Here is a 13,915-nt window from a genome sequence, read left to right on the forward strand (position 1 = left end):
ATGAATATCGCAAATTCTGCAGCAGCAACTTTATCGTTTGACGATATGATATTAGAACAGGGGAGAGAAATCTCCCGCAAGCTCAACTTGCTGCGCCATGAAAACTTCCCACCAAATGCCCGAAAAAATTTGCGACAGTTCTCCATGGCGGAAGCGGCTTACTTTCTAGGTGTCTCGCCGAGCAATCTTAAGAAACTGCACCTGGAAGGTAAGGGGGTCGAGCCGATTATCCTCTCGGGAGGTCGGCGCGCCTATACGGTTGAGCAAGTACAGGAATTGCGTCAATGGCTGGACCAAAACGGCAGAGCTGAAGTAAAGCGTTACGTACCGCATCGGCGGTTGCATGAAAAAATGCAGGTTATCGGCGTTGTCAATTTCAAGGGTGGTTCAGGAAAAACAACGACCGCCGCCCATCTTGCGCAGCATATGGCGCTTACCGGTCACCGCGTGCTAGCGATTGATCTCGATCCGCAGGCATCGCTTTCGGCTTTGCACGGTATTCAGCCGGAACTCGACGAGTTCCCTTCACTGTACGAAGCTATTCGTTACGATTCCGAAAAGAAACCCATACGGGATATCATCCGTCAGACGAATTTTCCGGGCCTAGATATCATTCCTGCCATGCTGGAGCTTCAGGAATACGAGTATGACACGCCTTTAGCCATGCAGAATGGCGGCGAAGGCAAGACATTCTGGAACCGCATTGCCCGCACGCTGGCAGAAGTCGACGATACATATGATGTTGTCATCATTGATTGCCCGCCCCAGCTTGGATATCTGACACTAACAGCGCTGTCGGCAGCCACATCGGTGCTCATTACAGTGCATCCGCAGATGTTAGATCTTATGTCCATGTCACAGTTTCTACTGATGCTCGGCGACATTCTGAAGACTGTTCGTCAGGCAGGTGGGACCGTGCATCTCGACTGGTTCCGCTACCTGATTACCCGCTATGAACCTACCGATGTACCGCAAGCACAGATGGTGGGTTTCATGCAAAGCATGCTGGCTTCACACATGCTTCAGCATCAAATGTTGAAATCGACGGCTATATCAGATGCAGGGCTTACCAAACAGACACTGTATGAAGTCGAGCGCTCCTCCATGAACCGCGTAACTTATGATCGGGCAATGGAATCAATGGAATCGGTTAATTCAGAAATACGTGGGCTGATTCATGCGGCATGGGGGCGATAGACTGCCGTCTAAATCGGCAAATTCATAACAAGATCAAATAAATAATCCTATTGAGACCGAGAAAATGGCACGGAAGAACATCTTTGAAAGCGTGATGCGCGATGAACCAGTAGCAGAGCAGGCTGTGCCTCCCGCTGGTGCTGTTTCGCGTCGGTTCGGTGCTGCGAAATCGCTCTCTGCCTCAATTGATGAACTTGCAAAACAGGCCTCCTGGAAACTCGACGGGGAAACCGTCGTCGAGCTTGACCCCAATGGTCTTGATGAATCCTTTGTCGCTGACCGTCTGCCCGATACGGACGATGAAGATTATAAGAGCCTTCTTGAAGTAATCCGAGAACGTGGGCAGGATAGCCCTATTCTGGTTCGCCCTCATCCGGAAGCCAGTGACCGCTATATGATCGTGTTCGGTCATCGTCGCGCACGGGTTGCTCGGGAACTTGGTATAAAGGTCAAGGCGGTCATCAAGCCGCTTGCTGATCTCGAACACATCTTGAGCCAGGGGCAGGAAAACTCAGCCCGTGCGAACCTGAGTTTTATCGAGAGGGTCCTGTTCGCGGCCCGCCTGGAAGGCCGTGGCTTCGACAGAAATGCCATTCAGGCGGCTCTGACCGTGGATTACCAAACCTTGTCGAAGATGCTGACTATCCCGAAGGCTATTCCCGAGGATATTCTTTTTTCCGTTGGTCCGGCAAAAGGAATTGGCCGTGATCGCTGGCTGGAACTGCGTAAACTCATCGAAATTCCCGGAAAGTTGGACGCTGCGCGAGAACTTCTTGCGACTGATATCTTTAGTAAAGCTACGTCCGGTGAGCGATTTGAACAACTTTACGGTTATCTTAAGGGAAGCACATCCAAAAGGCCCGTGACTAAGGCCGCATCTCGCCCTGGATCGACATGGACTGCATCCGACAGATCGGTAAGCGCTGTCTTCAAACAAAGTGGAAAATCGGCAACGCTTGCCTTGAGTGCCACAAATGGACCGCGCTTTGCGCAATGGCTCTCCCATAATCTGGACGCACTTTATACGGCGTTTCAGGATGATGAAGAGAGATGATTTTTTTGGGAGATGGTACAGGGTTCGTACCTCTGCCGCGTAGCTGAGTATGATTACAGGCGTAAAAACAATTTAGGATAAAGGACAAAGCAGCAAAAGAAAAAGGCCCCCAAACGTCGCCGCGTGGAAGCCCTTCTCATTGGTTTAGCAGCTAGAGAATCGCAAATCCACGAATCACTGTCAAGTGTAATTAGCGTCATTTTTGGCGGGAAGGTTTCTTTTGCCTTGTGAAAGGTAAAGAAAATGGAGATGCAATTGGCCTCGACGCCGTTTGGCAGTCGAAGGATGACGGCTGCCTTGTTTTCAGTACAGCAAAATGTTCAGCAGATGCCACAGGGGCTCAAGGCCGATAAGTGGCAATTGTACAAATGGCTGTGCGAAGCTAAAGATAGCTATGCCGTCAGCGATCGCTCACTGGGCGTGCTCTCAGCTCTTTTATCGTTCCATCCACAACAGGAACTGAGCGCCAGCGATCGCTTGATCGTTTTCCCTTCCAACAAGCACCTGGCTCTGCGTGCCCATGGCATGGCAGATGCCACTTTGCGTCGCCATCTTAGTGCGCTGGTCGAAGCAGGTTTCATAGCGCGTCAGGACAGCCCAAATGGCAAACGTTACGCTCGCCGCGCCAAAGGAGGAGAGATGCAGATCGCATTCGGCTTCTCACTAGCTCCGCTTCTCGCCCGCGCCCATGAGCTGGAAACTGCTGCTGAACGTGTAAGATCAGAAAAGGCAGCGCTGCGTGAATTGCGTGAACGTTTGACGCTGCTACGCCGCGATATTACCAAGCTTATCACTTTCGCCATGACCGAAAACTTATCCGGAAACTGGAATGACATTCATTCCCGCTTTCGAGCTATCGTTGAAACCATTCCGCGTCGTACACAACACAGCACACTGGTTCGTCTGGTTGAATCTATGGAAAGCCTTTTTGCTGAAATAGATAACCTATTGAATAATAATAAGAATGTTGAAATTTTAAGCGGCAATGAATCCCAGAATGAGCGGCAGCAAATTGAATCAAAACCAGATTCTCAATATGAAGAAGTCAACGTTAAGAATTCGAAATCGATATCTGACAAAAGGCTAGTCTCACAAGAACCGGATATTTCCCTCGACATGGTTCTCAGAGCCTGTCCAGAAATCCAGACCTATGCCAGCCATCCAATCCGGCAATGGCACCAACTCATCGAAACAGCTGAGAAAATACGAGGGTTCATCGGTATCGACACAAAGCTTTATTGTCTTGCCAACAAGATGCTAGGAGCCTGTAACACTGCGATTACAATTGCCTACATTCTGGAACGATATGACAACATCCAGTCTCCAGGCGGCTATCTCCGTATATTGACGCAAAAGGCCGCTCTTGGCGAGTTCACGATCAAGGCCGTTGTTGCGGGAGCCTTACATAAAAAATACCGCAGGGAATGACGCATTGTTTACCACTATGGGTTGCATTGACCAACAGTATAAAAGTGGGTTTGAATGTATGAAATCACAAAGAACTCAAGTTTCAATCTGACCGTCTGACCGCTTGACGAGATGGTGTTCAAACGCTTGGAACAGTCCAAAAACGAGAACTGCAAGTGCAGCTACCACAAGACCACCCTGTACGATGAAGGAAAGGTTATTGGAAATAAGTCCGGCGATGATAACTTCGCCCAGCGTCTTCGCGGCAACCGTTGATCCGATCGTCGCCGTCCCCAATCCAATAATTGCCGTCAGCCGGATTCCGGCAAGGATGATAGGGAGGGCAAGAGGCAACTCCACTTTCACCAGGCGCTGTAAGCCGGTCATACCCATACCGCGCGCTGCTTCCACAACTGGGGAGGGGAGCGTGGTCAAGCCGGTCAGCGTATTCTCGAATATAGGCAGCATACCATAGAGAAAAAGTGCGATCAGCGTCGGCTTGTCACCGAAACCGAATATCGGTACCGCAAGCGCCAAAACGGCAACTGGTGGGAAGGTCTGCCCAATATTAACGAGGCTACGAGACAGCGGCAGAAATTCAGCCCCCCATTTGCGTGTAACGAAAATCGCCATGGCAATAGCGATCACTGCAGAGCCGAGGGTTGCAATGGCTACCAATGCCAGATGCTGCAAAGTCAAGATCATCAGGTTGGCGCGGTCATAGATCACCGGCATGCCTTCATCGACAAGGGGACGCAGCAAGGGCTCGAACAGTTGCGGCTTCACGAGAAAGAAAAGCAGTACTACAAAAAGCATGAGGCGCGGCAAAAGCAAGAAGGCTGTTTTCATGTTTCACGCCCGGCCTGCCGCAGCAGACGATCCAGCGTCACACAACCAAGCGGTCGGTTATCACCGTCAAGAACGGGAAGCGCTTTACGCCCCGACCATAAAAGTTCGGCCAACGCATCACGCTGCGAAGCTGTGACGGAGATGGGAGAGCCGGAAGCGTCGCCCGGCTGAAGCACTGTTTTGAGATCGTTAAGCGACAAAAGCCGGAAGGGGCGTTCACCAGTGCCTATCAGCTTTTCCACAAAATCGGTGGCCGGGTGCATCAGAATCTCGGCAGGCGTTCCATATTGCAGAAGCTGGCCGTCGTCCATAACCGCAATGGTATCGCCCAATGAAATAGCTTCTTCCATGTCGTGAGTAACAAGCAGGATGGTGGTGCCAAGACGTCTTTGAATAGACTTGAGATCTTCCTGCGCCTTTGCCCTTATCACCGGATCAAGGGCGCCGAAAGGCTCGTCCATCAAAAGAATATTGGGTCCGGCAGCAAGTGCACGCGCCACGCCAATGCGCTGTTGCTGCCCACCCGACAGTTCATGCGGATAGCGGTCGCGATACTCCTGCGGGTCAAGTTGAAATAGATCAAGAAGTTCATCGACGCGTGCATGAATGCGCTTTTTTGTCCAGCGGAGGAGGGCAGGGACGGTTGCGATATTTTCAGCAACGCTACGGTGCGGGAAAAGCCCGTGCTGTTGGATCGCATAGCCGATATGTCGGCGCAATTCATGGCCCGGCGTGTCGTGATTGTTTTTCCCGTCTATGCGAATTTCGCCGTCCGTGGGCTCGACCAGCCGGTTAACCATGCGCAAAAGCGTCGTCTTGCCGGACCCAGATGTGCCGACAATAGCCACGACGCTGCGCGGTTCCACGGTGAAGCTGACATGATCGACCACCGTGCGGTCCTGATAGGTTTTGGTGATACGGTCGAACTCGATCATACGGGTTTTCCCTATCCCTTTTCTTTATCGGTGATTTCGATGAGTGCGTCGAGAATGGCGCCAGCGGCAAATGCCAGAAGTACGGTCGGCAGCGCACCGAGCAGCACCAGATCCATCGCAGTCTGACCAATGCCCTGAAAGATAAAGACACCAAAACCACCGCCGCCGATCAGTGCAGCAATGGTTGTGAGCCCGATATTCTGCACCATAACGATGCGGATACCGGTGAGAATTACGGGCAAGGCGAGCGGTAGCTCGGTCTTGAACAGGCGCTGCATCCGCGTCATGCCCATACCACGCGCCGCATCGCGGATCGGTTCGGGAACACTGGCAAGGCCTGCCACCGTGTTGGCGACAATCGGCAGCAGCGAATAAAGAAAAAGCGCAATGAAGGCAGGGGCTGTACCGATGCCGCGGATACCGAGACTGGCGGCAAACGGAAATTGTAGCGCAAACCAGCTCAAGGGTGCGATCAGCAGGCCGAACAGCGCCATGGACGGTATGGTCTGGACGATGTTGAGGGTGTTGAGGACCAGGGCGCGCAGTTTCGGGAAGTGATGGCAGAGAAGGCCGAGCGGAATGCCGACCAGCGTAGCGGCTGTGAGCGAGCCGAGCGCAAGTTCGATATGGTTCCGCGCTTCATTCCAGAAACTGTCTGCACGGCCTTGGTACTCCTTCATGAAGGAAATGTCATCCCAAAGGCCCGACGAAAAAAACAGGAGCAGAAGCAGTGCAGCGATTACAACAAGAGCCATGCGGATAAGCGGGCGCAAATGAAGCCGCACAAGACTGTCTGTAACGTAAAGCATCGCTGCAAAGAGAAGCAGCCAGAAGCCGGAAGCTGGAGAAACACGGGCGTAATTATTGCCTTCCGGGGCCAGATGGGATGCGGAAAGTCCTATTGTGACGAACACAACCGCAAGCATTGCAAGGCTCGCACCAAGCCTGATAGCGGGGCGTTCGCAGAAAACCGCTGCAATCAGGCTTGCGACAATGATCGCCACCAGTATTGTTGCCGCCACCATTGGCAGGGCGTCGAAAATGAAGCGCGGTTCGCCCGGCACGATGCGGTTGGCCCGGAATGTCGCGAAGGGAAGCAAAAGTCCCGCCGCGCCCAAAAATGCGAAAGTCAGCCCCAGCCGGTCTAAGCGGGGGATCGAATTTGCAGTGATGAGACGATGCGCTGCTGTGTTAGCCGACAACTGTCATCCACCCTGTCATCTACCTCGGTGCCTATTTGATAAAGCCATTCTTGGCCAGAAAATCTTCCGCCACAGCCTTTGCAGGCTCTCCGCCAAGCTGCACGCGACCGTTAAGGTCCTGCAGGGTGGCAAGGTCGAGCTTTTCAAAAACTGGCTTCAAAAGCGTTTCGATCTCCGGGTTCTTTTTCAGCGTCTCCTCACGGATGATCGGGGCTGGCTGGTAGACCGGCTGCACGTGTTTGTCGTCTTCGAGCACCACGAGGTCCGAAGGTGCGATACCACCATCCGTACCATAGACCATGGCCGCATTTGCACCATTTGTCTGGTTGGCAGCCGCGGCAATGGTGGCTGCCGTATCACCGCCCGAAAGGGTGATGAGCTGGTCCGGCTTGAGCGTAAATTGATAAGTCGTCTGGAACGCGGGCAGGGCTGCAGCCGAGTTCACAAATTCCGCAGAGGCTGCAAGTACGGCCTTACCCCCATCTGCCACGTATTTTCCAAAATCGCTGAGGTTCGCAAGCTTGTTTTCGTCAGCCACATCTTTGCGAATGGCAATGCCCCAGGTGTTGTTGGCGGGCGAGGGCGCAAGCCAGACGATTTTGTTGGCATCATAATCGAGCTTCTTGGCGGATTCATAGGCCTTGGCCGGGTCTTTCCAGAGCGGATCATCCGCTTTATTGAAAAAGAAAGCGGCATTGCCGGTATATTCGGGGTAGATATCGATTTCACCTGCGCTGATGGCCTTGCGGACTACGGGCGTCGCACCAAGCTGGATGCGGTCGGTGGTCTTGATATTGTTGGCATTGAGCAAGCTAAGAATGATGTTGCCCAGAACACCGCCTTCCGTATCGATCTTGGAGGAGACCACGACCTGTGCCTGTGCGCTGGTCGCAAATCCGGCACTTGCCATCAGCAAAATGACGCCCCATTTTCTGAAAAACCCTTGATACGACATGTTTGTCTTTTGCCTCGCTCAATATAATGGCGCGTTGATCTGTACGAAACCGTCCGCACCTTTTCTGTAGAATAAAATATAGCAGACACGCGAAAAGGAAACCGTGTCGTGTAATTCTGCTGACAACCGAACAAACAGGCGTGAATTTGGTTCCCGGTCACCTTGAATGAAATAAAGCTGGAAGCGGTCGCTTTGAGGCCGTATGAAGGTCTTCCTGAATTCACTATCGCCTATCACTCGCGAGAAATGATACCCGAATGGAACAACATGTCTGGATTTGACAGTCTTCGCTCAATCGAGATCAGCGGGAGTGCGACGCAACCCTATACGCGTGAAAACCCGCTCAAGACGGTTTCAGGAAAGCGCCTGCTTTATGTTATGGCGGCGGAGCCCGAATATGGTCCGCATTTGCGTTCCATGTTCACACCGCTGATGACCGGCATCGGCCCCGTCGAGGCGGCAGTCAAGCTGACGCAGATGCTCGCACAATTGCGCCACGAGGGCACTATGCCCGATCTCGTCATATCGCTGGGATCGGCAGGTTCTGCGAGGCTGCCGCAGGCCGAACTTTATCAGGTTTCCTCGGTTTCCTATCGGGATATGGATGCCTCGCCGCTCGGTTTTGAGAAAGGCAGGACGCCGCTTCTCGATCTGCCGCTCATATTGGATATGCCATTTTCGATACCGGGACTGGCAAGTGCATCACTTTCGACTGGTGCCAATATTGTTTCTGGCACCGCCTATGCAGGAATTGATGCGGATATGGTCGATATGGAAAGTTTTGCCTGTCTACGTTCTTGTCAGACCTTTGATGTACCGCTTTTCGGGCTGCGCGGTATATCGGATGGGGCAGAGGAATTGAGCCATGTCGGCGACTGGACGCAATATCTTCACCTGATCGATGAAAAAATGGCTGTGGCAGTGGAAAAGCTCGAAAAAGCGATAACCGAGGGTCTGCTGTGTTCTCCTGACATGGCTGTGTCAGGATAACCGAATTTTATATCCCTCTCTTGTTGAGGAGGGGGGACAGAAAGTCTATAGGGCATACTTAATCGTTGCATCCCCGCCAATTTTTAACTAGATGCTGCACATGAGCACCACCGCACATCCCGACACAATCCTTATCATCGACTTTGGCAGTCAGGTCACACAGCTGATCGCGCGCCGCGTGCGCGAAGCCAATGTCTATTGCGAAATCGCGGCCTTCCAGACTGCGGAAGACGCTTTCAAGCGTCTCAACCCCAAGGGGGTCATCCTTTCTGGTAGCCCGCATTCGACGACCGATATCGGCAGCCCTCGCGCGCCACAGGCTGTTTTCGAGGCTGGTATTCCGGTTCTCGGCATCTGCTATGGCGAGCAGACCATGTGCGAACAGTTAGGCGGCAAGGTCGAGGCTGGCCATGACCGCGAGTTCGGTCGCGCGTTTCTCGATGTTCAGGAAGACAGTCCGCTGTTTCACGGCATCTGGGCCAAGGGGACCCGGCATCAGGTGTGGATGAGCCACGGTGATCGTGTTACAGCGCTGCCGGATGGTTTTGCGATCATCGGCACGTCACCCAATGCGCCCTATGCTGCCGTTGCCGACGAAAAGCGCAAATATTACGGTGTGCAGTTCCACCCGGAAGTTGTGCATACGCCCGATGGTGCCAAACTGTTGCAGAATTTCGTTCACCGTATAGTTGGCGTTAAGCCCGGCTGGACGATGGGTGCCTATCGCGAGCAGGCTGTGGAAGCGATCCGCAAGCAGGTCGGCAGTGGCAAGGTTATCTGCGCGCTATCGGGTGGTGTGGATTCTTCCGTAGCGGCCCTTCTGGCGCATGAAGCCATTGGCGATCAGCTTACTTGTATCCTTGTCGACCATGGTCTGATGCGCAAGGACGAAGCTGCCAAGGTCGTGGAGATGTTTCGCGAGCATTACAATCTGCCGCTAATTCTTGTTGACGCCGCCGACCGTTTCATTGGCGAACTGGAAGGCGAGAGCGATCCGGAAAAGAAGCGCAAGACGATCGGCCGTCTGTTCATCGAAGTGTTCGAGGAAGAGGCCAAGAAGCTTGGCGGTGCCGATTTCCTCGTTCAAGGCACGCTTTACCCCGATGTTATCGAAAGCGTGTCGTTTACCGGTGGACCGTCGGTGACGATCAAATCACACCATAATGTGGGTGGTCTGCCCGAGCGCATGAAGATGCAGCTCGTTGAACCGCTGCGCGAGCTGTTCAAGGACGAAGTCCGCCTGCTCGGCAAGGAATTGGGCCTGCCTGACAGTTTTATTGGTCGTCATCCCTTTCCGGGACCTGGTCTTGCTATCCGCTGCCCGGGCGGCATTACGCGCCAGAAGCTTGAAATCTTGCGCGAAGCCGATGCCATCTATCTGGATGAAATCCGCAAGGCTGGTCTTTATGACGCGATCTGGCAAGCCTTTGCTGTTTTGCTTCCCGTTCAGACAGTGGGTGTGATGGGCGATGGGCGCACGTATGAATTCGTCTGCGCGCTGCGGGCAGTGACATCGGTCGATGGCATGACGGCTGATTTCTATCATTACGACATGAACTTCCTCGGTAATGCGGCAACGCGGATCATCAACGAAGTCCGCGGCATCAACCGCGTTGTCTATGACGTAACCTCGAAGCCGCCAGGCACAATCGAGTGGGAATAATTTGGCGTCTGGTAAAGACCGGCACCAAAGAGCATGAAATAGCAGCTAAGCCCGCGTAATTGCGGGCTTTTTTGTTTTTTGGTGCTGCACTGTCTGGCATGGATTGGCACCACCAAGAAGAAATTTTTCATGGCATGAAAAATGGTATTTCGCAGCCCGATGCCATGCTATCAGCGCAATACCATGACGGCAAAATCCCCGGCATCATGGTATTGAAAATGATTAAGCCACTGATATTAAAGGAAAGAAACGCTCTAATTTGCCGGTTTTTAATCATGGTATTTTCAGAGCGTTGAAAGGCCGTGTCGTGCTGACAGATACCAAGCTGCGCAACCTGAAACCGCAAGCCACGCTCTACAAAGTGAATGACCGAGACGGGCTATATGTTGCCGTAACTCCTGCGGGTTCGATCTCCTTTCGCTACAACTACGCTATCCACGGACGGCAGGAGACGGTCACTTTCGGGCGCTATGGTGCGAGCGGCATCACGCTGGCCGAAGCCAGAGAGCGTCTGAACGAAGCGAAGAAACTCATCGCGGCCGGGAAATCTCCGGCCAAAGAGAAGGCGCGAGATAAAGCACGTTTGCGTGGATCTGAGAGCTTTGCAGAATGGGCCGAGAAATGGCTACGCGGCTATCAGATGGCAGAGTCGACGCGTGATATGCGCCGTTCGGTCTTTGAGCGCGATCTCAAATCCAAATTCGGGAGCTGGAAGCTCGCAGAAATTACCCATGAAGACTTGCGCAATCATCTCGATGCGATTGTAGAACGGGGAGCACCGGCGACAGCAGTCCATGCTCGCGAGGTTGTATCTCAGGTATTCCGTTGGGCTATCGAGCGTGGCCAGAAGTTAGAGAACCCGGCCGATTTGGTTCGCCCAAACAGCATTGCCAAGTTTGAACCGAGGGACCGCGCTTTAACCGCGGACGAGATCGGGCTGATGTACCAGTACCTTGAGCGCGTTGCGACGGGACCATCGTTCCGCGCTGCTGCCAAGCTTCTGCTGCTGACAATGGTGCGCAAAAGCGAGCTGACCAACGCCACCTGGAGCGAAATCAGTTTCAGTGATGCGCTTTGGACAATCCCTAAGGAACGGATGAAGCGCCGCAACCCGCATCTGGTTTTTCTCTCGCGGCAAGCGCTGGACATCTTCATTGCGCTCAAGACGTTCGCGGGTGGCTCCGATTACGTCCTGCCATCGCGATATGACACTGATTCCCCCATGAGCAGCGCCACGCTGAACCAAGTGCTTACGCTGACCTATAAGGCCGCACAGAGGGACGGAACGCGGCTTACAAAGTTTGGCCCTCACGACCTGCGCCGCACCGCTAGCACGTTGCTGCATGAGGCAGGTTACAACACGGACTGGATTGAGAAGTGTCTTGCTCACGAGCAGCGAGGCGTTCGTGCCGTTTACAACAAGGCTGAGTACCGGCAGCAGCGCACGGAAATGATGCAGGATTGGGCTGACATGATTGATGAATGGACTAAGAATCAATAATCGTTGATGTTAATATGTTAGTGCACAAAACGTCTTTTGAATATTAAAGGCGAAATATCTGTTGCCTCAGGCGGGATTCTTAGTTGTGTATCGTTTACTGTGTTCTATTTGGATGTGTTGGTAGGAGATTTGGGATTGGAATATATGTTAGCGGCTTTATTACCTTTACTTTTTCTTGCTTCGCTTTTTTTCCTTCCAAATGGGATGTGGAAGGCTGGACAAACATTAAAAGGAAATCCTGAAATACGAAAGAAAGCTGCTGAAGCCCGTCAGTCTGAGGTTGATCGCCTAAACGCGGGATTAATAAATTCGATAGGACAATTAAAAAATCAGTTGGATGGTTATTATCAGATTGAGAAGATTTACAAAGCAATTCAATATGTGATTGCGCGGCATGATTGGTATGAAACGCAGAGGTCTGTGATCCTTGGTTATGTACTTACTATAACTGGAATAGTATTTGCTGGAATCACCGCATATTTGGCTACGATTAACGATTTGGTACCAGAGAGATCTTTGATAATTATTGCGAGTATAGGGATGACGCTAACTATCGGTTTGTTTAACATAGTTCATCTTTACAATAAAGAACTAGATCAAGATCGGCCGTATCGTTTGATTGCTGATATAAGGCATTGGTTTTTTCGTTATTCTATGCCTGATAAGATAAAAGATTATCAAGGACGTATGGATTATACAAATATTGCTATTGATGTTATTTCTGAAAAAGAAAAATTCTTTAATAGGGTAATGGAAGTGTCCTCATTAGGGGAGTCTGTGCGAGAAGACTTGGAGCAATTGTTTATACTTCATATTTTGGTAAAGCATAAAAGTGAATCATTGCAAAAAATGAGATCAAGCTTTACGTTTTTGGTGTTTTTCTTGAATATATCGGCTGTATATTTTTTTATTTATTATAGTATTATTAAATGATTTCTAATTCATTTGTTCGATCTGAAGCGTCATTTCTTTATCATTCAGCCAGCTTATGTAGAGAAGCAAAGGAGGGGAGTGATGGAGCTTGGCAAATTGCACCATATATGTGCTCAATAGATTACACGCCAGATTGCCTCGAGGTGCTAGCAGAACTGAAGCAAATGTTAGCGGAGAAATTTCCTGTACTTTCCCATTTCGGAGAGCGGCGAGCGGATCGTGCTTACGGTTCAAATTCTGGTAGTATAACTAAGCCAAATTACGTATCGCGTATCAAAAAATTTCCAATCAACGAGGTTAATCAACATAATGAGATATTAGAGACTGCACGGCGGGAACCCTCATCCGGAGGTTTGGTTTTTTCAATTTTTAATCCGAGCGATCTAGTCGAAAAGAAGCGTCCAGGCTTTGTGCCATGTTTAATTGCAGGCTCTTTTCTTGTCCATGAGGGGCAATTACAGCTGAATGCATTTTTTCGATCTCAAAGCGTCGTTGAGTTTGGTTTATTTGATCTCGAATTTTTGAGGAGATTTCAGATTGATACTGCTGAAAGGATTAATAATCACAGCAGAAAAAAGATCGCGGTAGGAAGTTTAAATATACAATTCGGTCGTATTATTATACAGCGCCGCCTTGCTAGGAACAGTAACGGTTTTATAAGGCGACAAGATATCATCGACGATTGGATATCTAATTTATACGAGTTTTGTTTGAAACACGATTAATTCGATTTTTGCATTCTATATGGGCACACTATTCGCAATTATCTTTGTCCGTAAAACCCCCGTTTTTCGGACAGTGGATAACTTTTGAACCACTGAAATTAATAACCAATCAAAACATAGGCATGCGGTCATTTTTCTGTCCGGAAACTAACGTTTTACGGACAGAAGGTATTGAAATTATTCAATAATTTCTCACGAAATGTCTGGATTGTCCGGGCAGATGCAAGCAATAATCGAACCTCAAATCTACGCATAAGAGGTATTCGAAATGAAAAAGGAAAACAGAAACAGAGAAAAGACGCTTATTAATCGCAAGACGCTCCTCGATATAGTGCCGCTATCCGATAGAACTATTTACAACATGGAGAAGCGCGGAGATTTTCCACGTAGAATTGCTCTCACAAGCCGAAATGTTGTTTGGGTTTTGAGCGAAGTTGAGCAGTGGATCGAGGCTCGTAGAAATTCTGGTGCGCAGGCTCCCCGTCCGGGAATGGGAGCGTGATG

The 13,915-nt window shown here is 50.9% G+C and carries 14 protein-coding genes; 10 read left to right on the plus strand and 4 right to left on the minus strand.

Annotated elements, in window-relative coordinates; translation table 11 throughout:
• From repA to repC, 3 genes are all read left to right on the plus strand, one after another.
• The gene (gene repA / locus AAIB41_RS11385) at window positions 1–1,197 is read left to right on the plus strand and encodes a plasmid partitioning protein RepA (protein WP_343315410.1); all 1,197 of its coding nucleotides are present in this window, start codon (window positions 1–3) and stop codon (window positions 1,195–1,197) included.
• 64 nt (window positions 1,198–1,261) lie between these two features.
• A complete protein-coding gene (gene repB / locus AAIB41_RS11390) occupies window positions 1,262–2,251 on the plus strand; it encodes a plasmid partitioning protein RepB (protein WP_343315411.1) in 990 nt (329 codons plus the stop codon).
• Window positions 2,252–2,494: 243 nt separating this feature from the next.
• A complete protein-coding gene (gene repC, locus AAIB41_RS11395) occupies window positions 2,495–3,679 on the plus strand; it encodes a plasmid replication protein RepC (protein WP_343315412.1) in 1,185 nt (394 codons plus the stop codon).
• Between the two features lie 75 nt (window positions 3,680–3,754).
• On the opposite strand, the gene AAIB41_RS11400 is transcribed toward repC, so the two are convergent.
• The 4 genes from AAIB41_RS11400 to AAIB41_RS11415 are packed head-to-tail and all read right to left on the minus strand — an operon-like array spanning window position 3,755 to window position 7,599.
• On the minus strand, window positions 3,755–4,507 hold the full coding sequence (locus tag AAIB41_RS11400; RefSeq protein WP_343315413.1) for an ABC transporter permease: 753 nt from the start codon (window positions 4,505–4,507) through the stop codon (window positions 3,755–3,757).
• Window positions 4,504–5,442 carry an ABC transporter ATP-binding protein gene (locus AAIB41_RS11405; protein ID WP_343315414.1) on the minus strand — a complete coding sequence of 313 codons (939 nt, stop codon included), beginning with the start codon at window positions 5,440–5,442 and terminating at the stop codon, window positions 4,504–4,506. The genes AAIB41_RS11400 and AAIB41_RS11405 overlap by 4 nt, the downstream gene beginning before the upstream one ends.
• Window positions 5,443–5,453: 11 nt before the next feature.
• A complete protein-coding gene (locus AAIB41_RS11410) occupies window positions 5,454–6,644 on the minus strand; it encodes an ABC transporter permease (protein ID WP_343315415.1) in 1,191 nt (396 codons plus the stop codon).
• 31 nt (window positions 6,645–6,675) lie between these two features.
• Window positions 6,676–7,599, minus strand: coding sequence for an ABC transporter substrate-binding protein (locus tag AAIB41_RS11415; RefSeq protein ID WP_343315416.1), 924 nt, complete (start codon window positions 7,597–7,599; stop codon window positions 6,676–6,678).
• Between the two features lie 267 nt (window positions 7,600–7,866).
• On the opposite strand from AAIB41_RS11415, the gene AAIB41_RS11420 reads away from it, so the two are divergent.
• The 7 genes from AAIB41_RS11420 (at window position 7,867) to AAIB41_RS11450 (ending at window position 13,913) form a co-directional block, all read left to right on the plus strand.
• Window positions 7,867–8,589 carry a 5'-methylthioadenosine/S-adenosylhomocysteine nucleosidase gene (locus tag AAIB41_RS11420; protein ID WP_343315417.1) on the plus strand — a complete coding sequence of 241 codons (723 nt, stop codon included), beginning with the start codon at window positions 7,867–7,869 and terminating at the stop codon, window positions 8,587–8,589.
• 100 nt (window positions 8,590–8,689) lie between these two features.
• A complete protein-coding gene (gene guaA / locus AAIB41_RS11425) occupies window positions 8,690–10,252 on the plus strand; it encodes a glutamine-hydrolyzing GMP synthase (protein ID WP_343315418.1) in 1,563 nt (520 codons plus the stop codon).
• 71 nt (window positions 10,253–10,323) lie between these two features.
• Window positions 10,324–10,548: a hypothetical protein gene (locus AAIB41_RS11430; RefSeq protein ID WP_343315419.1), complete on the plus strand. Its 225-nt coding sequence runs from the start codon at window positions 10,324–10,326 to the stop codon at window positions 10,546–10,548.
• Window positions 10,549–10,559: 11 nt separating this feature from the next.
• Complete coding sequence (locus AAIB41_RS11435; protein ID WP_343315420.1) at window positions 10,560–11,753, plus strand: tyrosine-type recombinase/integrase; 1,194 nt, start codon at window positions 10,560–10,562, stop codon at window positions 11,751–11,753.
• Window positions 11,754–11,888: 135 nt separating this feature from the next.
• The gene (locus AAIB41_RS11440) at window positions 11,889–12,686 is read left to right on the plus strand and encodes a hypothetical protein (RefSeq protein ID WP_343315421.1); all 798 of its coding nucleotides are present in this window, start codon (window positions 11,889–11,891) and stop codon (window positions 12,684–12,686) included.
• The gene (locus tag AAIB41_RS11445) at window positions 12,683–13,411 is read left to right on the plus strand and encodes a hypothetical protein (RefSeq protein WP_343315422.1); all 729 of its coding nucleotides are present in this window, start codon (window positions 12,683–12,685) and stop codon (window positions 13,409–13,411) included. The genes AAIB41_RS11440 and AAIB41_RS11445 overlap by 4 nt, the downstream gene beginning before the upstream one ends.
• A 268-nt stretch (window positions 13,412–13,679) precedes the next feature.
• A complete protein-coding gene (locus AAIB41_RS11450) occupies window positions 13,680–13,913 on the plus strand; it encodes an AlpA family phage regulatory protein (protein ID WP_343315423.1) in 234 nt (77 codons plus the stop codon).
• Window positions 13,914–13,915: the final 2 nt, after the last annotated feature.

Source organism: Brucella sp. BE17, assembly GCF_039545455.1.
In the GTDB taxonomy this organism is placed as follows: Bacteria; Pseudomonadota; Alphaproteobacteria; order Rhizobiales; family Rhizobiaceae; genus Brucella.

Excerpts from the sequence above, each read along its gene's own strand:
- repA (WP_343315410.1), top strand. The coding sequence starts at position 1 with ATGAATATCGCAAATTCTGCAGCAGCAACTTTATCGTTTGACGATATG.
- repB (WP_343315411.1), top strand. The coding sequence starts at position 1,262 with ATGGCACGGAAGAACATCTTTGAAAGCGTGATGCGCGATGAACCAGTA.
- repC (WP_343315412.1), top strand. The coding sequence starts at position 2,495 with ATGGAGATGCAATTGGCCTCGACGCCGTTTGGCAGTCGAAGGATGACG.
- AAIB41_RS11400 (WP_343315413.1), bottom strand. The coding sequence starts at position 4,507 with ATGAAAACAGCCTTCTTGCTTTTGCCGCGCCTCATGCTTTTTGTAGTA.
- AAIB41_RS11405 (WP_343315414.1), bottom strand. The coding sequence starts at position 5,442 with ATGATCGAGTTCGACCGTATCACCAAAACCTATCAGGACCGCACGGTG.
- AAIB41_RS11415 (WP_343315416.1), bottom strand. The coding sequence starts at position 7,599 with ATGTCGTATCAAGGGTTTTTCAGAAAATGGGGCGTCATTTTGCTGATG.
- AAIB41_RS11420 (WP_343315417.1), top strand. The coding sequence starts at position 7,867 with ATGTCTGGATTTGACAGTCTTCGCTCAATCGAGATCAGCGGGAGTGCG.
- guaA (WP_343315418.1), top strand. The coding sequence starts at position 8,690 with ATGAGCACCACCGCACATCCCGACACAATCCTTATCATCGACTTTGGC.
- AAIB41_RS11445 (WP_343315422.1), top strand. The coding sequence starts at position 12,683 with ATGATTTCTAATTCATTTGTTCGATCTGAAGCGTCATTTCTTTATCAT.
- AAIB41_RS11450 (WP_343315423.1), top strand. The coding sequence starts at position 13,680 with ATGAAAAAGGAAAACAGAAACAGAGAAAAGACGCTTATTAATCGCAAG.